Annotated in this window: 16 protein-coding genes and 3 pseudogenes; 12 read left to right on the top strand and 7 right to left on the bottom strand. The window is 69.2% G+C overall.

The features are described from left to right. Positions 1-99 precede the first annotated feature (99 nt). The 5 genes from ABZ622_RS28800 to ABZ622_RS28780 all read left to right on the top strand — a co-directional run bounded on the left by ABZ622_RS28800 (position 100) and on the right by ABZ622_RS28780 (position 5,432). Positions 100-1,350 carry an MFS transporter gene (locus tag ABZ622_RS28800; RefSeq protein ID WP_360548040.1) on the top strand — a complete coding sequence of 417 codons (1,251 nt, stop codon included), beginning with the start codon at positions 100-102 and terminating at the stop codon, positions 1,348-1,350. Then, positions 1,347-2,654 carry an amidohydrolase gene (locus tag ABZ622_RS28795; protein ID WP_360548038.1) on the top strand — a complete coding sequence of 436 codons (1,308 nt, stop codon included), beginning with the start codon at positions 1,347-1,349 and terminating at the stop codon, positions 2,652-2,654. The genes ABZ622_RS28800 and ABZ622_RS28795 overlap by 4 nt, the downstream gene beginning before the upstream one ends. Positions 2,655-2,851: 197 nt before the next feature. Continuing rightward, the gene (locus tag ABZ622_RS28790; RefSeq protein ID WP_360548036.1) at positions 2,852-3,046 is read left to right on the top strand and encodes a hypothetical protein; all 195 of its coding nucleotides are present in this window, start codon (positions 2,852-2,854) and stop codon (positions 3,044-3,046) included. Positions 3,047-3,107: 61 nt separating this feature from the next. Further along, complete coding sequence (locus ABZ622_RS28785; RefSeq protein WP_360548034.1) at positions 3,108-4,574, top strand: amidase; 1,467 nt, start codon at positions 3,108-3,110, stop codon at positions 4,572-4,574. 624 nt (positions 4,575-5,198) lie between these two features. Beyond that, a complete protein-coding gene (locus ABZ622_RS28780; protein ID WP_360548155.1) occupies positions 5,199-5,432 on the top strand; it encodes an HAD-IA family hydrolase in 234 nt (77 codons plus the stop codon). Positions 5,433-5,451: 19 nt separating this feature from the next. Here ABZ622_RS28780 and ABZ622_RS28775 read toward each other — a convergent pair. Next, a pseudogene (locus tag ABZ622_RS28775) lies at positions 5,452-5,669 on the bottom strand (IS5/IS1182 family transposase); the annotation flags it as partial. On the opposite strand from ABZ622_RS28775, the gene ABZ622_RS28770 reads away from it, so the two are divergent. Further along, positions 5,643-5,750: a DUF6357 family protein gene (locus ABZ622_RS28770; protein WP_360548032.1), complete on the top strand. Its 108-nt coding sequence runs from the start codon at positions 5,643-5,645 to the stop codon at positions 5,748-5,750. The pseudogene ABZ622_RS28775 and the gene ABZ622_RS28770 overlap by 27 nt on opposite strands. A 436-nt stretch (positions 5,751-6,186) precedes the next feature. On the opposite strand, the gene ABZ622_RS28765 is transcribed toward ABZ622_RS28770, so the two are convergent. After that, positions 6,187-7,599, bottom strand: coding sequence for a hypothetical protein (locus ABZ622_RS28765; RefSeq protein ID WP_360548030.1), 1,413 nt, complete (start codon positions 7,597-7,599; stop codon positions 6,187-6,189). A 761-nt stretch (positions 7,600-8,360) separates the two neighbouring features. Between ABZ622_RS28765 and ABZ622_RS28760 the strand changes: the two genes are divergently transcribed. The 5 genes and pseudogenes from ABZ622_RS28760 (at position 8,361) to ABZ622_RS28740 (ending at position 12,067) form a co-directional block, all read left to right on the top strand. Further along, a complete protein-coding gene (locus ABZ622_RS28760) occupies positions 8,361-8,834 on the top strand; it encodes a hypothetical protein (RefSeq protein WP_360548028.1) in 474 nt (157 codons plus the stop codon). 171 nt (positions 8,835-9,005) lie between these two features. Next, on the top strand, positions 9,006-9,362 hold the full coding sequence (locus tag ABZ622_RS28755) for a hypothetical protein (RefSeq protein WP_360548026.1): 357 nt from the start codon (positions 9,006-9,008) through the stop codon (positions 9,360-9,362). Positions 9,363-9,844: 482 nt separating this feature from the next. Continuing rightward, complete coding sequence (locus ABZ622_RS28750; protein ID WP_360548024.1) at positions 9,845-10,222, top strand: hypothetical protein; 378 nt, start codon at positions 9,845-9,847, stop codon at positions 10,220-10,222. 264 nt (positions 10,223-10,486) lie between these two features. Continuing rightward, on the top strand, positions 10,487-10,894 hold the full coding sequence (locus ABZ622_RS28745) for a hypothetical protein (RefSeq protein WP_360548022.1): 408 nt from the start codon (positions 10,487-10,489) through the stop codon (positions 10,892-10,894). Positions 10,895-11,565: 671 nt separating this feature from the next. Next, positions 11,566-12,067, top strand: a pseudogene (locus ABZ622_RS28740) (class I SAM-dependent methyltransferase). Positions 12,068-12,131: 64 nt separating this feature from the next. Here ABZ622_RS28740 and ABZ622_RS28735 read toward each other — a convergent pair. The 3 genes and pseudogenes from ABZ622_RS28735 to ABZ622_RS28725 form a co-directional block, all read right to left on the bottom strand. Beyond that, positions 12,132-12,803, bottom strand: a pseudogene (locus tag ABZ622_RS28735) (IS630 family transposase); the annotation flags it as partial. Positions 12,804-12,842: 39 nt separating this feature from the next. After that, the gene (gene add, locus ABZ622_RS28730) at positions 12,843-13,805 is read right to left on the bottom strand and encodes an adenosine deaminase (RefSeq protein WP_360548020.1); all 963 of its coding nucleotides are present in this window, start codon (positions 13,803-13,805) and stop codon (positions 12,843-12,845) included. After that, on the bottom strand, positions 13,802-15,055 hold the full coding sequence (locus ABZ622_RS28725) for a nucleoside hydrolase (RefSeq protein WP_360548018.1): 1,254 nt from the start codon (positions 15,053-15,055) through the stop codon (positions 13,802-13,804). Before ABZ622_RS28725 ends, add begins: the two co-directional genes overlap by 4 nt. A gap of 232 nt (positions 15,056-15,287) precedes the next feature. Between ABZ622_RS28725 and ABZ622_RS28720 the strand changes: the two genes are divergently transcribed. Then, positions 15,288-16,292, top strand: coding sequence for a LacI family DNA-binding transcriptional regulator (locus ABZ622_RS28720; protein WP_360548016.1), 1,005 nt, complete (start codon positions 15,288-15,290; stop codon positions 16,290-16,292). 811 nt (positions 16,293-17,103) lie between these two features. On the opposite strand, the gene ABZ622_RS28715 is transcribed toward ABZ622_RS28720, so the two are convergent. Both ABZ622_RS28715 and ABZ622_RS28710 read right to left on the bottom strand, forming a co-directional pair. After that, the gene (locus tag ABZ622_RS28715; protein WP_360548014.1) at positions 17,104-17,379 is read right to left on the bottom strand and encodes a hypothetical protein; all 276 of its coding nucleotides are present in this window, start codon (positions 17,377-17,379) and stop codon (positions 17,104-17,106) included. 197 nt (positions 17,380-17,576) lie between these two features. Next, positions 17,577-18,569, bottom strand: coding sequence for an Lrp/AsnC family transcriptional regulator (locus tag ABZ622_RS28710; RefSeq protein ID WP_360548012.1), 993 nt, complete (start codon positions 18,567-18,569; stop codon positions 17,577-17,579). Between the last annotated feature and the right edge of the window lie 65 nt (positions 18,570-18,634).

The following is an 18,634-nucleotide window of genomic DNA, read 5'->3' as shown; positions in this document are numbered from 1 at the left end:
CATTTTCCTGCAATTCTCCAGGAATTCCTGTCACGGAACGGATCGTAGGGGCACTTCCGGCCGATGCCCAGTTTCGGCCACAGCGATGAGGAGTGCCGCGTGTCTGCTCCGTCCCCGCAGTCCGCCCGGAGAACCGTCCGGATCACGATCGTCCTGCTGTTCACCGCCTGGCTGGTCGACTACGCCGACCGACTCGTCATCAACCTGGTCCTGCCCTCCCTCGGTGCCGAGTTCGACCTGAGCCGCGGGCAGCAGGGGCTGATCGTCTCCGCGTTCTTCCTCGCCTACGCCCTGTGCCAGATACCCGGCGGGATGCTCACCGACCGATACGGCGCGCAGCGGATCATGATCTGGGCCCTGCTGGCATGGTCCGTCTTCACCGCGCTGACAGGCTTTGCCTGGTCGTTCGCCGTCCTGCTCGTGATGCGGTTCGCGTTCGGCGCCGCCGAAGGCGTCTTCCCGCCCGCCGCGCTGAAGGTTCTCGTCGAGCGGACCACGCCCGAGGAACGGATGGGCGCCAACGGTCTGATCATGAGCTCCAACGCGGTCGCCGGCGTCCTCACCCCACTTCTCGTCGCTCCGCTGATCGCCGTCTTCGGCTGGCGCTCGGCGTTCTTCTCGACGGCGGCGCTCGGCGTCTTCGCCCTGATCACGGTACGGATGTGGCTCCCCGCCCCGCTGCCCCGCACAGAGCCGGAGACCCGCACCGCCGGCCGACGCACGGGCGGAGTCCTGCGACTGGGCGTGATCTGGCGCTTCAGCGCCATGATGTTCGGTTACAGCGCGATCGTGTGGGGCCTCAACACATGGGTCCCGACCTATGTCAGCGAAGTGCACGGAGTCCCCCTCGCCTCGGCCGGAGCCCTGGTGGCGATCCCGGCCCTCGCCGCCGCCGGCGCGATCATCGTCGGCGGTCGCATCTCGGACCGGCTCGGCGGCCACCACCGCAAGGTCATCGTGCCCAGCATGACAGTGGCCGCCGCCGCGCTGCTCCTCATGGCCTTCTCGACCTCGCTCACCGGCTTCGTCGTCTTCGGCACGCTCGCCTCGGTCGCCGTCTCCCTCTGCTACATGCCCGTCCTCGCCGTCCCACTGGGCGGACTGGCGGCCGAGGACGTCGGCGTGGGGAGCGCGGTGATCGTCTTCGGCGGCCAGGTGGCCGGCATGGCCGCCCCGCCCGTCATCGGCGCGCTCGCCGACGCCTTCTCCTTCAAGGTGGCCTTCGCCTCCCTGGTGCTCGGCGCGGCCATCGCCACCGTCATGGCTCTCCTGACCCCGCAGGACGCCGCCTCCTTCCGGACCGCCACCGGCGTGTCCGACCTGCCCACCCCCGTAAAGGACCACTCATGACCGCCGCATCCGTCGCACCTCTGCTCCACGGCCTCCCGGACCGGCTGCCCGGCCTGTGCGCCGTCTACGAAGACCTGCACGCCCACCCCGAGCTCTCCTTCCAGGAGTTCCGCACCGCCGGAGTCGTCGCCGACCGGCTGCGGGAGCAGGGCTGGGAGGTCACCGAGGGCGTCGGCGGCACCGGCGTCGTCGGGGTCCTGTCCAATGGCGCGGGCCCGGTGGTCCTGCTCCGCGCCGACATGGACGGACTCCCGGTCAAGGAGGCCACGGGGCTGCCCTACGCCTCCCACGAGACCGCCGTCGACGACGAGGGCAACGAGGTGCCCGTGATGCACGCCTGCGGCCACGACATGCACGTCACCTGTCTTCTGGGCGCGACCGCCCAACTCGCCGCCGCCGGTGCCAAGTGGCGCGGCACGGTCGTCGCCGTGTTCCAGCCCGCCGAGGAGATCGGCGGGGCACCGGCAATGATCGAGGACGGCTTTCTGGAGCGCTTTCCGCGCGCCGACGTCTGCCTCGGCCAGCATGTGTCCCCGGCCCCCGTCGGCTTCGTCGGCACCCGTCCCGGACCGGTGATGGCCGCCTCCGACAGCCTGCGGGTTCGCCTCTTCGGACGCGGCGGCCACGGATCCACGCCCGAGACCGCCGTCGATCCGGTCGTCATGGCCGCCGCGGTCGTCATGCGCCTGCAGACGGTCGTTTCCCGGGAGGTGGGAGCGTCGCAGACCGCCGTCGTGACGGTCGGCTCGATCCACGCGGGCACCAAGGAGAACATCATCCCCGACACCGCCGACCTGCGGATCAACATCCGCTCCACGACTCCCGCAGTACGAAAGAGGGTTCTGGCGGCCGTCGAACGGATCGTCCGCGCCGAGGCCGCCGCCTCCGGCGCCCCGAAGGACCCCGAGATCACCGGGATCAACTCCTTCCCCGTCACCGTCAACGACGACCGGGCCACCAGCGCCGTACTCACCGCAATCGCCGAAGTCCTCGGCGGCGAACGGGTCTTCACCCTGCCCCAGACCCTGACCGGCAGTGAGGACTTCGGTGTCTTCGGCACCGCGCTCGCAGTCCCCTCGGTCTTCTGGCACTTCGGCGGCGCCGACCCGGCCCTCTTCCAGCACATCAACCCCGCCACCCTGCTGACGGACGGCCTGCCCGGCACGATCCCCGCCAACCACTCTCCGTACTTCGCCCCCGTTCCGGAGCCCACGATCAGGACCGGTGTGACGACGCTGCTCGCGGCGGCCGCCCACTGGCTGTGCCCCGAGGACGGCCACACCGTCGACCGTCGGGAGACGTGACGTGCTCCTCGCCCCGGACATCACAGATTCCCTGCCGGAGCCGCCAGCAATTCGATGCTCCGGCAGGAGGAGAGAACGAAGCGGCCCGGGCCAAGGCACGGCCGCGAACGCTGACCGCCGACCGGCGTGACCAGGCCACGGGACCCGGGGCCGCGAAGGCGACCACCACCGTGCCGGCCGGCCCTGAACCGCGGGCAGTGCCCCTGCACGCGGGCAACCGGCCAGTCCGCTCCGGCCGTGACGTGGCCTCGGCGGAGCACGACGCGCCGCGCGTCGAGCACCGGCGGTTAGGCGGCATCGTCCACGGCTTCCACAGCGTCGGCCACCTCAGCCCTGCCGCCACCGGGGCAACGGCCTGGAACCACACCGCCCGCGAACGGCTGATCGGCTGAGGCCTGCCTGCGTCGCCGCGAGGCAGTTCCTCCCTTCCCCTCATACGAAAAGGACTTCCACATGAACGCGCACGGCTCCAGCACCCATCTCGCCTACCTCAGCGCCACCGAGGCGCGACGACTCTTCAACGCCCGCGAACTGTCTCCCGTGGAACTGATGCGCGCGGTCATCGACCGCGCCGAGCAGACCGAACCCACCATCAACGCCTTCACCGAGCAACTCTTCGACGAGGCACTCGAACAGGCCCGGCACGCCGAGAACCGCTTCCTCGGCAAGAACGGCCTCACGCCGCGCCCGCTGGAGGGCATCCCGGTCGCCACCAAGGAGAAGCACGCCATCGCCGGGCGCTCTCTCACCGAGGGATCGCTCGTCAACACCGGCAACACCGCGACCGAGAACGCTCCGGTGATCGACCGCATCCTGGACGCGGGCGGCATCATCCACGCCCGCACCGCCACTCCCGAATTCTCCATCGCCACCTTCACCCACAGCCGCCTGTGGGGCGTCACGCGCAATCCCTGGAACCCCGAGTTCACCCCCGGCGGCTCGTCCGGCGGCGCGGGCGCCTCTCTCGCGGCCGGCACCGCACTGCTCGCCTCAGCCTCCGACATCGGCGGCTCCACCCGCATCCCCGCCGCCTTCACCGGCACCGTCGGATACAAAGCCCCCTACGGCCGGATCCCCGGCGTCGCACCGCTCTCCGCCGACCACTACCGCGGCGACGGCCCCATGGCACGGACCGTCGACGACTGCCTCACCTTCGCCAACATCCTGGCAGGCCCCGACCCACGCGACCACGTGTCGCTACGCCCGAAGCTCATCCTGCCGACCGAGTACGAGGCGGTCGCGGGAATGCGCATCGCTCTGTGCGTCCGCCTGGGCGCATACGACGTCCACCCGGAGGTCGAGGCCAACACCCGCGCGGTCGCCCGCGACCTCACCGATGCGGGCGCCGTCGTCGAGGAGATCGAACTTCCGTGGACCAAGGACGACCTCCTCATCAGTCTCGCGGCACACTTCTCCACCATCTTCGGTGCCCTCGTCTCCGAAATCGAAGCGAAGCACCGCGACCGCATGTCGACCTACGCGACAGCCTTCGCCGACACCATGGCCGCAGCCCGCGAGCGCGTCACCTACCTCGACGGCCTGCGCGTCGAGACCCGGCTGCAGCGCGAGCTGGGCGAGGCGATGGCCCCCTACGACGCCCTGATCTGCCCGACCACGGCCGTCCCCGGACTGCCCGCCGGAGACGACCTCCTGGGCCGCCTGGTGGTGAACGGCGTGGACCACGGGGAGCCCCTGTGGGCAGCGATGACCGTCCCCTTCAACATCAACAACCGCTGCCCCGTCCTCAACGTCCCCAGCGGCCACTCCAGCTGGGGCCTGCCCACGGGCCTCCAGATCGTCGGCCACACCTACGACGACCCGACCGTCTTCCGCATCGGCAAGGCCCTGGAGCAGCTGCGCCCCTGGGCCTACACCCCGGAGCACCGGCCGACCGCCCATTCGGCAACCCTCACACCCTGAGGCGCCTTCCGCGTTGCAGGCGACGGTGGGCCGGCCGGGGCCGACCTCCATCCATGGAGTCGCGACCGGGCCGGCCCCGTACAACTCGGGTGGCCAACGCCCGCCTTCCCGCGCGTTCCTCCGCCGAGCCCGACCGACCAGCGCATCCCGAGCGCATCCAGATCCGCACACTGTTGCTCGGGCGTCCGATGTCCGCTCGCCGTAGCTGTACGAGAACAGGGCCGAGTCCGGAGAACACCTTCCGGTTGTTGTTGCGGTGACAAACCATTGTTCCGCGGGTATTCCACCGATGCGGCCGCGCTCGCCGACCGGAGGGTGGTCCGACACGGATCCGGCGGAGCCGAGGGTCTTCCAGCGCGAGCGTGTGTCATCCAGGTCACCGGGGGATTCCTGAAGTCTCCCGGCGGACCGACGGCATCGGGCCGCACCGGTTCCCGCCCACCCGGTGGCGGTCACCGGTCCCGACCCCCGACGAATGCCGCGCCCCGGGTGCCCGACGGACGGTACGCACTCCATGGCAACCGTCCGTCAGCCCGCCGATGCGGGGAATCCGGTCCGGCCGCGTGTGCGGATCGGGCCCGGAGCCCGGACTTCGGCAGGTCTACTCGGGGCGAGGCGTAAGCGATCTCCGCCGAGCTGGGCTGCAACAAGCCGGATCCGCGCATGTACCACCACGCCAGCACCGCGCTTGGTCTGATGCCCACGCAACGCCTGTTCATCGACGACGATCCCGACCTGGTTCAAGCGGCCCGCGACCTCGGATATGTGGGGCGAGCGCTCGTCCGGGACTCCCCGCTCCCGGACGTTCCTCCCGTCCCGTCCATCACAACTCTGACGGAACTGCTGGAGCTTTTCTGACCACAGGCTTCGCTCGAAGGGTCAGAGACACCGCGAGTGGGATGCCCTGTCCGTCGGCGAGCACGTGATGCCTGCTGCCGGGCCGCGCTCGGTCGACCGGGCCGGGGCCATTTCCGGGCCCCGCCGAGCGGCCCTGACGCGGGAGGAGTCGATCACCGCCCGTGACCGGTCGAGCTGTTTCGCCGTCCGAAGCCCGGCGGGCAGCACGACGTGGAGCCGGTGCCGGACGCCGGCCTCGCCCCTGACGCGGTGCGCACCGTGAGCTTCCTGATGTGTTCGGAAGCCGCCGACCGGGCCCGAAAGCCGCAACGGCCATGAGGAGGCGGGCAGCTGCAGCAGCCGTCACCTACCTCTGAACGCTCGCCGACCGAGGACGCTCAATTCCCGTTGTCGGCCCCGTGCGAGTCGTCCCACTGCGCGACGGGTGCTCGCCTCCGCGCCTCCTCAAGTGGGATCACCGCGGGGCGGCCGGCGGGCCGCATGTCTCCCAGTACGCGCCACAGGCACGGCAGCGGCGGATCTCCACCCAGTTCGCCGCGGTGACGATCGCGACGCTCTCGTCGCGAAAGCCGTCCAGGCAACAGGCGGAGCACATCTCGCAGGCACCAGTTCGCATCGCCGTGGACACGTCCCCGCCGGGTGGGCATCGGGTGTCCGGCCGTTGGCCGGCCCACGCGGCACCGCGTCAGCCGAAAACCGTAGTGATCCCCGACGACGCCGACCACCATCTCGGGTGCGGTGATGATCCGACCGCTCACGCCTGCTCCTCCTCCTGCGCTGCGGCCAGGCTCGCCTCGATGGCCTCCTCGTCCGACATCCTGCTCCGCGTCAGGTCGCGCGAGCGCCAAGGATCGTCGTTGCTCGTCCAGGTGCGGTTGATTGCCTCCTGCAATCGGGACAAATATGCCTCACCGTCACGTTCGTACTGCTGCACCTCGGCGGCCTCCAGGCGGATCAGCCTCGACCCTTCCACGGCGCTGTACCAGCAACGCGCGTTCATGAAGAGATGCTTGCCCATGGCAAACAGGACCCAGGTGCTGCCGTCGGTCGCGATCTGTTCCGGGCGCTGCGCTGCCCGCGCGATCCGGGCGGCATCACCCCACCGCTCGACCAGTGGGACCTGCTCCGGGGTTCGGCGACAGGCGTCGTTGAGCGAGACGTACTCGAAGGTCGGGTCCGCGTCGCGGTGCAGCGCGAAGAGGATGTGCCGGTGGCAGATCGTGCATCCCAGCTGCGCCGCGACGTGTTCCATCAGTCCGGAATCGTGCAGGCGGAGCATGTCGTCCAGCGCCACCCAGTTGTGCGCCTGGCGGAGACGGCCGGCGGCGACCCCGTCATGCAACGCTGTGATCGTTGCGTCCACGTCCACGTCCACGTCGACGCCATCGGACGCCGATGTCGTCCTGATCAACATGTCCGCGCAGCCAGGGCAGCGCTCGTCGGCAGGATCGGTCTTGGCGTACGTGTCCTCCGCTGTCATCTGGATGAGTTTCAGACGACCCGGCGCATCCTTCTCGGCCCACGCGTCGTAGAAGACCTTCACGAACCCGCCCGCGACGGGGTAGGTCGCGTTCGGGCCCGTGCGTCCGACGATCGGTTCACCGAGTGCCTCCTCGACCTGGCTTCTCGAAGAGTCCCGGCTCAGCCCGGGGATCAGGGCACTGAGCCCGGTGAAGCCGCGCGGCGCGGCCGCGGTGGGCTGGACATGGAAGAGGATCGCCGTCACCGCCCCGTCCCGGAGCATGATCTCGCCGCCGGAGCCGAACGTCAGATACCGGTCGTGGTGTGCGGGCGCACCAACCTCGAAATCGCTGACCACCGGGTCCGAGCCGAGCAGGCCGATGGCACGCTGCACGACGTCGTCGCACTCGGCCATCAGAAGGGCGTCGTTGTACGGCTCGAAGGCTTGCCGCACCGCGGTTGCCCGGGCCGCTGCCCTGCGTTCCGTCTCCTGCGCACGCCGGGCGCGTTCCGCATCGTTGGTGATCAACGACTCGACGCCGAACCACAGCCGCTTCTCGAACGCCGCCCGATCCCGAGAACGCGTCAGATCGGCCTCGCACAACAACGCCAGTGAATCCCGAAGACCGCCCAGAAAACGCTTGTTCATCATGGTCAAGTACTGCTCGACTTCGGAAACGGTGCCACCGAGGATCGTGTCGATCACCCGTCGGCATTCTCCCGGCGGACGGGCCGGGGCGGCATCGGGGTGAAAGACAGCGAGTTCACCGAAGAGTACGGCGAAGACGGCCCAACGCCGAAGTGCGCTGCGCTCTGCGGCGGCGATGTGTTGTGCGGTCACCGCGAAGCAGAAATGATCTTCCCGTTCGTCCCGGGCGACCCACACATTCAGCGTCCCGTGACCGTCCCTATGGACGTCGATGAACGGCTCGTCCCCTCCCGGGTCGGGCAGCAGCCACAGCCGCCGTACGCCCCTGCCGGGCGCTTGGACCTGTGGGCCTCGCCTCCTGCTCATGGCTCCTCCTCGCGCATTTCACGCTCGCACTGCTTCTTCTTATTCGCGAGATTCCGCTGTCCTTTGTGCGAGGTCCCGCTGTATCTGTGGCGTCTCGACCATCCGTGCCGGCGCCCAGAAGGCCGCCGCCACGCTCTATATCGTGCCAGCGCCACCCCGTACGGTTCGACGAGATCCTCGCCTGTCCGTCCGAGCGGCTCGGCGCGCGCCTGCTCGTCGTTGATGCCCCCTCCACTCCTTCATCGGTGCGAGTCGGACAGCCGCCCAGTCGGCATGCCGTCCCGAGACCGGGGAGAACCTGAGCGTCCGGCAGATCGGCGGGTGGGCAGGTCTGTCCAGCACCGGCTCCGTTGTGCCGCTGGGCGCGTATTTGGTTGTGATCAGTAGGCGGTCCGGGTGAGGAGCTTGAGCCGGTTAAGGTGCCCCCGAAGCCAGGCATGAGGGGGATCGCGTTGGAGCGACGGAAGTTGATCGGGATCGGGGCGGGTCTGGCGGTCCTGCCCGCCTGGTGGGCCCTGCGTCAGGTGGCGAACGGGGCCAAGGAGGAATGGCGTACCGACACCGCACCGTTGGAGCGGGCGTTTCCGGTGCTGGGGCCGCTCGCCGACGCCAAGTGGGTGAGCAGCCGGGACAACGAACGGGACGTACCTTCGCCGGAGCTGGTGATCTCGGGCTTCGCCCGGCTGACACCGGGGACACTTGCCGAGCTGACAGCGGCCCACGCCTTCGTCTCCGAGGGGCCGGCCGATGATTTCTCCTCGTGGTTCGAGAAGCCACTCAGGAGCGAGGGGCCGGAGAATCCGCAGTGGGTCCGGTCGCAAGAGCTCGACCGCGACGGCAGCGGCTACTCCACCAGCCTGTGGTTCGACCGTCGCAGTGACACCGTCCGCTTCTGGGCACTCAACCCGTACGGCCAGGGCGCGTAAAGGGGTGTGACCAATCGGCGGCACTCGTCCTCGTGGCGGGGCTCGGACCGCTAGACCTTCTGGAGTGACGCGCATGCAACTGACGGACAAAGAGCGGGAGTTCATCTGACCGTTCCTGTCGGTCGGTGAGTACGGCCCGCACGCCGAGCGGTTGCGGCAGCGGTTCGAGGGGTGATCCGGTATTCCAGGACCGGCGGGCAGTGGCGGGAGACGCAACCGCTGGTCAGGGCACAGGTGTGTGTGCAGGCGTCCACCTCCAGCGGGACGATGGTGGAGGTGACGGCGTACTTCGGGTTCACCTGCTCGGGCTGCTCGGACCACGGCCGTATACGCACCATCACCACCCCGGTCTCAACCCCCTACGCGAAGAAGATCCTGGAGCTACCGGAAGCCGGAGCGGCGGGGGAGGATCTGGATCCGATCGTCGCGGAGACCGTCACCGAGTCGTATTTCACGGAATGGGGCACCCGGGCCGATCGCCCGCGCGCGGATTTCACGCACGTCCAGCCCGTAGATTTCCAGCTCTGACGCTGCCCAATCAACGACCTGCTACGAACCGCATTTGTGAGCCGAAGCACGATAGGTGCCGCATAGGCAGGTTTGTTGTCGCAGAGGCCGTCCCCATGTCTCGCCCTACTGAGCCGAAGCGCGATGGTTGACACGAGGGCACGCTTGTTGTCACTGAGACGGCGACTTCGAGGGAGGCGTCGGCCTGTGCTGCGGCGAGAGCCCGGACCTGGGTAACCGGTAACGTTGCATCAATCGCGTGACGGTGTGGCGCTTGGCGGGACAGCCCGCGTTGTCCAGCGGGTGCGAGACCGGCTGCGGAAGCGCGCTGGCCGAGCGGAACGCCAGTCGTACCGAGGAGCGGAGGAGTCTGACGGGCCGAGGTCCATAGATCATCGTGTCCGTAGCCCCGGGTCCTGACGCTATTGTTTTCTGCTGGCCACGGACTGAGCAGTTCGACCGAAGCGCTGGCGCGGCGACACCGAAGTGCGGCAGCTGGGGGAATGGGCATGGAGGACAGAGGGACAGCGGAAGTGCGCCGGGAGCATGCGTGGGCCGAGCGGCTGACGGAAGGCGTGACCGTCGCCGTGGCGTTGGGCCTCTCGTTCTACCTACTGGCGGGCCCGGCAGTGTTCTTCGGTACGACCACCTGGCATCTGATCACCGACACCGGCACCACCGCGTTCAGCCGGTTCTTGGTGCCAGTGATCTTCCTCGCCCTCGTGGCGCTGCCATTCCCCTTGACCCGCGTGGTGTTCCGTTCGGGCAGGCGCAAGGGGAAGAGGCGACTGACGGCGGCGGTCCCGGCGGCGCTGACGCTGCTCGGCGGGTCCGTCGTGCCCTTCGCAGCTCTGTGCATCATCTTCGTGTACGCGGGCTGAAATCCGGCTACGGCGGGTCCGTCAGACGTTCACAAAGACGGGCGTGTGGTCACCGGGGAGCGCAGCGCTGCACCTCGGTAAAGGGGTGACAACTGCGGTGCCTCATTTTATGGAAGATCGCAGGTTGGCGTAACCCGGCGGTGACAGCTACCGTGCCTCGGCACAATTCGTGAGCCGAAGCGCGATATTTTCCACAACGGCAGCCCTACTGTCACCAAGGTCGACGGCAGAGGCAGGGTACCGGGCAGGAGGTAGCGTTCCGGCATGACATCAGCGCCGTCCCGGTTTCCGCCGTATCCGCTCCGTGGCGTGTGCGTGCTGCATCAGAAGCAGAACTGCGCGCCACATTTCGCGGAGATAACGGTGGATTTCGAGCCCGCAGCCGAGGGTTTCGCCTTCGAGGTGGCCCATGGGCTGACGGTGGAGTACGAACCTGCCGAGGACCTGCCACGCTTCTTCGCGGCTGCCGCCGCAGGGATCGAGGAGCAGCTCAGCCTTCCCGAGCACGGAGTCGTGGCCGCCACTCGGGTGGTGCTGCGCCATGCCCGTGCCGATACGTTCGGCTCTCACGAACTGGCGTTCAAAATCGCAGGCTATCTCGCCGCCCGCAAGGCTTTGGAGCGGGCGGGGCTGGCCACGACTCCGAGCGGCGCGCCTCGCGACGGCGGATAGCTCAATCCGCACCATCAACCGGACCAACTCAAGTGACACCAGCCGTGCTGTGGGACGGAGTGACGAGAAGCGCGCCGAGTTGGTGACGACGTCCTCGCTTCGACCAAGCGAAACCACAGGTCAGCACTGGTATTGGTGACAGCTTCCGTGCCTCGGCACAGCGGATGAGGGGCATTTCCCTACCTCGTCGGTCAGGCCCTTGGCCTTGGCCTTGGCCGGGCGCGGGCCACCTCGATCCCGTGCCGCTCGCCGAGCGGCACCCACACCTTCGCGCGCGGGCTATCAGCCCGGAGGCGGAGTCCGGGGCAGGGGCAGTCGTCATAGCCGCTCGTGGTAGTACGCCGCCAGCTCAGCCTTCGGCTTGGCCTCGAACGCTGCCGTCTCGGAGGCCTGTTACTCGTCGCAGTGGCGCACCTGCTGCCAACGGGCGGTGTTGTAGCCGATGCACCGGCATCATGCCGGGGGTGTTGCGTCGGACAATGGAAGAGCGGGACTACCTGGGCGGCCCCGCGTGTTCTACAGCGGGTCGGTCCCGCACATGCCGCACAGCCGCTTCCGGCAGCCCCGCAGCCGTAGTTCCTGCGCGGTGTACAGGTTGGGCAGGCGGGACCAGTGGAGCCCACCGGCCTTACGGGCGTAGGCGCGTGCGAGTACCAGCTAGGGTCGCCCGTATGGCTGAGCCCTCCTTTCTGACCGCTGTCCGGGAGTCGTACGACAGGGTTGCCGCCGACTACGTCGAACGCGTCCCGCCTCCAGCCGAGATGGACCCGCTGTCCCGCGCGATGCTGGCGTGGTTTGCCCCTGCGGTTCGCCGAGGGCTCGATGACCGCCCTGGAGACGGGGGACGACGAACTCGGCGGCATCCTGGCCTGGTATTCCACCCGCCACACGCCCCCGCAGTGGCTGCCGGCGGTGTTCGCTGAATTCCACCGCGCGCTCGCGCCCGGCGGCTTCCTTCTCTGGGGAGACTACGTCGGCGATAAACGGCTACAGCCGACCCACGGCTATGGCCGTCCGGTGTCCTATGAATCGCACCTCCTGCCTCTGGACCGCATGGTCGGCTTGCTGGGCCAGGCCGGGCTCGTCGTCACCGCGCGATTGGAGCAGGCGCCCGGCGGACGGGTGAACAGACCGCACGCCTGCCTCCTGGCCCACAAGCCCGAAAGGCCCTGACAGGGTAGGTTCCTGCGGCGAGGCCGCCGGTGCCGGGTCACTGACGATCATGGGAGGCGGGCGGTCAGGCCGTGGGGTTGAGAGGGCGACCGCTCCAGCGGATGTCTTTCACGCTGCGGACCCGGGAGCGTTCCCGGCGCTGGGCGGCCAGGACGTCAGGATGGCGGGCGTTCTGATTGCGCCAGTACAGGTAGCGGTGCAACACGCGGGTCCGAACCGTGTGGTTGGGGTGGTTCGAGTTGGCGAGGGTGAACTGCGGCAGCGGCTCGAAGTGCGCCTCGATCGGGTTGGCCCATGAGGCGTTGGGCGGCGTGACGCACAGCTGGACCTTGTTCCTGGCCGCCCACCGGCGGATCTTGCTGCCTTGGCGGGCGGAGAGCTTGTCGAGGATGACGTAGACCGGGGCGCCGTCCGAACGGGCCCCCGGCTGGTCTTGAGTGTGGCGACACTGCGGTCGGCGCCCTCGCGGCGCCGGTTGACACCCCGGAGAGCGTTGTCGCCGACCGAGTAGCGACCGTGGAAGTAACGCACTCCGTGGGTGCGGTGGCAGGTGGCCGGCAACCGGTCGGGCCTGCCCTGCCCCTCAGGTCCCGGCGGTCGCTGGGATGCCGAGCGGCCCGAACTCGTCGAAGGCGAAGGCGAAGGTGCGGTCGGGTCGCTCGTTCAGGGCGTACTCGATCCGGTCGAGCTTCGCGTCGAAGTCCGGGGCGATGGACTCCTTCCACGTCCTGGTGCGCGTGTGATGAGTTGTCGAGATTGCTTCCGCTGCTCGCTCCTACTGCTCGCTCGTGGAGCTGAAGGACGCTTGGGCAGCGTTCTCCTGTGCGAGGGCCTCGTGCCGGCTGGTCCAGTCGATGTTGTGCCGCAGTGAGTCGAATTCGCGTTGCAGGGTGGTGTCGGAGGTGGTGCGGGTGTCGGTGCTGATGGTGACGGGCAGTCCGTCGGCCAGCAGTGGGGTGGCGGGGTGGTCGGTGAGGCTGCGGACGGCGCCGGTCTGCACGTTGCTGGTGGGGCACATCTCCAGCGCGATCCTGTCGGTGCGGAGCCGGTTCAGGAGTGCGGTGTCGGCAGTACAGCGCACGCCGTGGCCGATGCGGCGGGCGCCGAGGATGTCGATCGCCTCCCACATGCTTTCGGGGCCCGCGGCTTCTCCGGCGTGGACGGTGCAGGGCAGGCCGGCGTTGTGGGCGAGGTCGAAGGCGGCCCGGTGGGGCTGGGCGGTGTACAGGGTCTCGTCGCCCGCGAGATCGAGACCGGCGACGACGTTCCGATGCCGCAGGGCGGTCTCGGCGACGGCGAGGCTTTCGTCCGGGCTCTGGTGGCGCAGGCAGCACAGCAGCAGCCCGGTGCTCACGCCGGTGGTGGCCCGGCCCTGGGCCAGGCCTTCGGCAACTGCTTGGACGGCTCCGTCGGGGGTCATGCCATGGCGGCCGTGCAATTGCGGGGCGAAGCGCACTTCTCCGTAGACGACGCCGTCGGCTTTCCAGTCCTCGATCAGCTCCCGGGCGGCCCGGGTGAGCGCGTCCGGAGTCTGCAGGACCTGCAGGGGGAGGTCGATGTAGGTCAGGAAGGTGGTCAGGCTGCCGCAGTGGGCCGGGGCCACGACCAGTTCCCGGACGGGCCGTCTCACGGCGATGCCCTGTTCGCGGGCGAGGTCGGCGACGGTGTCCGGGCGGACGGAGCCGTCGAGATGGCAGTGCAGTTCGTAGCGCGGGATCCGCGTGGTGGGAGTGCTCACGAAGCCGATCCGGGTCGGAGGGCGGGGGCAGCCGTGTCGGTGAGCGGCGAGCCGGGGAGGGGAGCGGTGACGGTGTCGAAGAGCAGCTTCTTGAAGCCGGTCTCGTCGACGCGGCGGACCAGGGTGATGTTGGGGGCGGGAGCGGACATGCGCCGGTCGATGATCATCTGTCCGCGGGTGTCGTCGGTGACGGAGATGTCGACGTGGACCCGTTCCTGTTCGGTGACCAGGCTGGGGTCGAGTGCTACGGCCATGGCTACGGGGTCGGGCAGGTCGTAGCCGGTCAGTCCCGTGACGTCGCGGGCCCAGTCGTTCACGGTGCGGTTGATGCGGTGCGCGAACGTGGCCATCGGGGTACCGATTTGTTCCAGGCGCTGTTGGTCGGACGGGGTCATGACGGCGTCCTTGCGGGAGACGTCCCACCCGATCCAGGTGACCTTCTCGGGCGTGGCCGCCCGGGTGACGATCCGGGCGGCCTCGGGATCGGCCCAGACGTTGAACTCTGCGGTGGGCGAGACGTTGCCGCACAGGTCGGCGGCGCCGGCCATGCAGTACACATGCCGGTAGCGGGTGAACAGTTCGGGATCACGCATCAGGGCGGCGGCGATGTTGGTGAGCGGGGCGAGCGTGACCAGCGTCAGCTCTCCCGGATAGCGGTGGGGGGAGGACAGCAGAGTCTCGATCGCGTGGGTGCGATGGCAGGTGGCAGTCGGGTCGGGCAGGCCGATGTCGCCCATGCCGTCCTCGCCGTGTACGTGCTGCGCGGTGGAGAGGGCCCGCGTCATCGGGCGGGCACAGCCGGGGTGGACGGGGATGTCGGTGCGGCCGGCGGTCTCGAGGGAGATCAGTGCGTTGCGGGTGCCGGTCTCGACGGGCACATTGCCCGCCACGGCGGTCACCGCCCGGATGTCGCCGAGTCCGCTGGCGGCAGCGAGCAGCAGCGCGACCGCGTCGTCGGATCCGGTGTCGGTGTCGATGATCAGGGGAATGGCAGACATGGCCGTGCTCCATTCGTGCGAGTCGTACGGGATGGGCGAGGGCCGGCGGGCCCGTATGCGGACGAGGCCGCTCGGGCGGGGTGGGGCCTCGGGCTCCGAGAGCGGTGACGCGAGGGCACCCGCGGTGGCGCCGGTGGCTGCCGCTCGGGTGAGGGAGTGGTCGTGAGCGTCGTCTGCGGCGAGCACGCCGCAGACGACGTCCCCGGCGCCGGTGGTGCCGACGACGGTCATGGAGCGGGGATGTACTCCCACCGCCCCTCCTGAGCAACCAGGTTGCTGGTGGCGGCGGGCCATGGCCTGATGGCCGCCTTCCCTCCGGAACCCTCCCTCACGGAGGTCTCCAGCACAGTCTCAGCCGGGGAGGGGAGGACGGGACACAGCAGGATTCGGTCGATGTTCACCGAGCCCACGGCCACCACCTGGCTTGCCGGGAATTCGTTTCATGCTTTATGTCTAATCGTTTAGATGAGAGGATGCAAGGGTTATGAAGAAGCGAACGGGCAAGGCCCCGACCCTGATGGACGTGGCCCGCGCGGCCTTGACCTCGACAGCGGTAGTCAGTTACGTGATGAACAACGGCCCCCGGCCGGTCGCGACCGAGACCCGCGAGCGTGTCCTGGCCGCCGCGGCCGAGCTGGACTACCGACCCAACCGGATCGCCCGGGCTTTGCGCTCGCGGACCACCGGTGTGGTCGGCCTGATTCTCGTCGACGCCTCCAACCCCTATTTCGGCGCGCTGGCCCGGCACGTCGAGCGGGCACTGGACAGATGCGGAAAGCTCACCCTGATCGGGAACGCCGGATACTCCCCGGACCGGCAGGAGCACCTCGTGGACAAGTTCCTCGCCGCCCAGGTCGACGGGCTCATCATCGTCTCCGCCGACGGGGGCGCCGACGTCGCCACCCAGGCCGAACGCGCCGGCGTCCCCGCCGTATACGTCCACAACCAGCCCGAGGACGGGCAGGCCCCGTCAGTGACCGCCGACAACGAAGCCGCCGTCCAGCAGGCCGTCGCCCACCTGCGCGGCCACGGACACACCCGCATCGCCTTTCTCGCCGGACCACGCGACGCCGGACCTGTCGGCCGACGTCGCGCCACATGGGAGGCGGCGCTCGTCGGCACCGGCGCACCCCTGTTGCGTTGCCAGTACTCCCGTGCCGCGGCAGCGGCCCTGACCGGGCGTCTCATCAGCGAGAACACCATGCCCGCGGCACTCATCACCGCCACCGACGAACAAGCCGTCGGCGTCCTCGCCGGAGCCCGGGCTCTCGGCCTGACCGTTCCCGACCAACTGGCCGTCATCAGTCTCGACGGCACCCCCGACAGCGCCTACACCGCTCCCGCCCTCACCGTCACCCAGCAACCCCTGGAGGCGATGGCGGCTCAGGCTGTCGACCTGCTCCTCAGCGGCGAGGCCGCGCCGTCGACCACCTTGAGGGCTCCCCTCGTGATCCGGAGCAGCTGCGGGTGTGAAGCCACCGAATCCTGAGGAACGCTCCGGACGCTTGTCCCGTCGGTGTGGCAGTGCAAGGACACTGCCACACCACCCGGAGCGCGGCAGCGGCGCCGCGGACCGGGCGGGGCCCCTGAGCACCCACCGCCTGTACCGCATGGGCCGAAGGCCCAAAGGACCGACCGGCCCCGACACTCCGAGAAGAGAAGCAACTGGCGGTCCACCAGCGCCACTGCGTCAAGTTCCGCCACCCGGGCCGCAGCCCAATGGCTGACCACGCCCACCCCCGCCTGCTGAGTCGGCCCGGCTCATGAGAACGGCGTCTTGACCGAACGGGCAGACACACGAGCCGCGTGATCCTGCGGTTCATTCCGCAAGTTGCTACGGGCTCCTGTCGACCGACGGCGAGCGCGGCGATCCTCGGTCGCCAGCCTTCGCCCGCGATGTCCTCGGCCGGCAGGTCGCCCGCGAGGAAGATCAACGCTGCGCCCTCGCCGCTTTCCTGGACGGTTGGGACGCGGCGGGCGGAGGGGGAAGGGGCCGATCGGCGGGCGCCAAGCGGGCTCACCGGCCGACGCCCTCGGCCACCAGCACATGCCGAGTTCATCGAGGTCGGCGCGGCGTCGTTCTGGGAGCTTCGCGGCGCGTTTGTGGACGTTTTCGAGCCAGGTGCCGGGCTTGACAACCACAACCACCGGCCCGTCAGCAGCGTTCTGACGGCCCGACACCGCCACTGCCGACTCCAGTGTGCTCTGCGTGCTGCGGGGTAATCGCAGGAGCCCGTTCCGGGCGTGGAACTGCCGTGCTGCTGCCGGGTTGACCGCCCGCTTCGCTTCCTGCGTCTGCTTCACAGGCCGCTCAACTGCTGTACGGGCAGGAGCCGTTCCCACCCGAACTGCTGCGCGTTCACCCAGCGTCCGAGGTCTTCGTCCTGGACGACGACGTCACCGTCGGCAGTGGGGGAGTGTGCCGTCGGCCTGGAAGTGGTTCTGGACGAGGTGGTGGCAGCGCTGCCACCGGATGCCCCGGACTGGACACCGTCCCGAATCGATCGCGTCCAGCTCGTCCCGCCCCGCGCTTCGGTCATCGTGCCGGCCGCGGACGGGACGGGAACCCCGGCCACACGGAACTCCTCGTTCTCCCGTGCCTTCAGGGCCGCCGCCCTCGAGTTCTTCGCCCACACCGATCGGCTGCCCTTCCCGCACCGTGGTGGTCGGCGGGAGGAAGTGCCCGTGCACCGCGGCGTACTCCTTGGCGACGGCGACGCGACGGCGACGGCGACCCCGTCCGCCCAGGCCGCCTCCTGCTCCGACCACACGATCAACGGCGATCACCCACCCCGAGGCCGTGATTGCGTGCGACGGAGCCGTCGCGCTTGAGGGTGCGGATGATCGGGGCGGTCTCGACCGTGTCGATGCCCAGGAGAGCGCCGATGCGGTCGGAGAGGTACGCGTAGAGGGACTCGTCGTCGGAGCAGAGGACGTTGGCCAGGAGGTTGGTCCGTCCTGTGGTGGCAGCGGCGTATGCCACTTCGGGATGGCCCGCCAGCGCGGCGCCGGTGGCGGCGAGCTGCGAGGGCTGCACAGACATCCAGATGACGGTGCCGGCCGCGTTGCCCAGGAGACGCTCGTCCATGTCCAGGACGAAGAAGAGCGCTCCGGTCGCACGCAGGTGCGCGATGCGGCGGCGCACCGTCGATTCATGGCAGCGGGCCTCGACGGCCAGCGCGGCGTGCGACGCGCGGCCGTCGCGGTTCAACGCGGCGAGCAGGACGTGGTCGAGATCGGTGAGTTCCACCGGTGCTGCCTGGGCGTGAGGGGGCGGGTACGAGGACGCGAGTGCGTCCATCTGTTCCCGGCTCAGCGCGGAAGTGGGACCGTCCCAGGTGGTCGGGCCGCCCTTGAACAGCCGCAGCATGCGGTGCGCGGTGATCGAGGTGACGCGGCGGCTCGAAGGGAGTCTGTCCATCAGCAGTGCGTCCCGGTCGCTGTCGCTGTGGACTGCGAGGTGGCAGATGATCTCGGTGCCGCCGGAGGCGAGCTGTACCCATCGTGTGTCTTCGCGCTCGGCCAGTGCCCGGGCCAGGCCGAGCGAGGCGCTGGGGACGCACTGCAGCCGAAGCGCCCACACGGTCTGCCCGACGGGACGGGGATTGAGCCGGCCCACGACTCGGAGCCCGGCCGTCTCACGCAGCCGGGCGTAGCGGCGGGCGGCCATCTGGTCGGAGACGCCCAGCACCGATGCAATCCGGCGCAGTGGTGCACGGCCATCAATTTGTAGTGCATTGATGAGCTGGAGATCGATGTATTCCACGCATGCCGACTCTATCTCGCGCAATATCCGGCATGCGTGTCCGTGCTCGTTGCGCCTGGTCCGGG

It is taken from the genome of Streptomyces sp. NPDC007164, assembly GCF_040634135.1.
Lineage (GTDB): Bacteria > Actinomycetota > Actinomycetes > Streptomycetales > Streptomycetaceae > Streptomyces > Streptomyces sanglieri.
The sequence above is the reverse complement of the archived record's forward strand: the minus strand, read 5'-3'. Positions and strand labels throughout refer to the sequence as shown.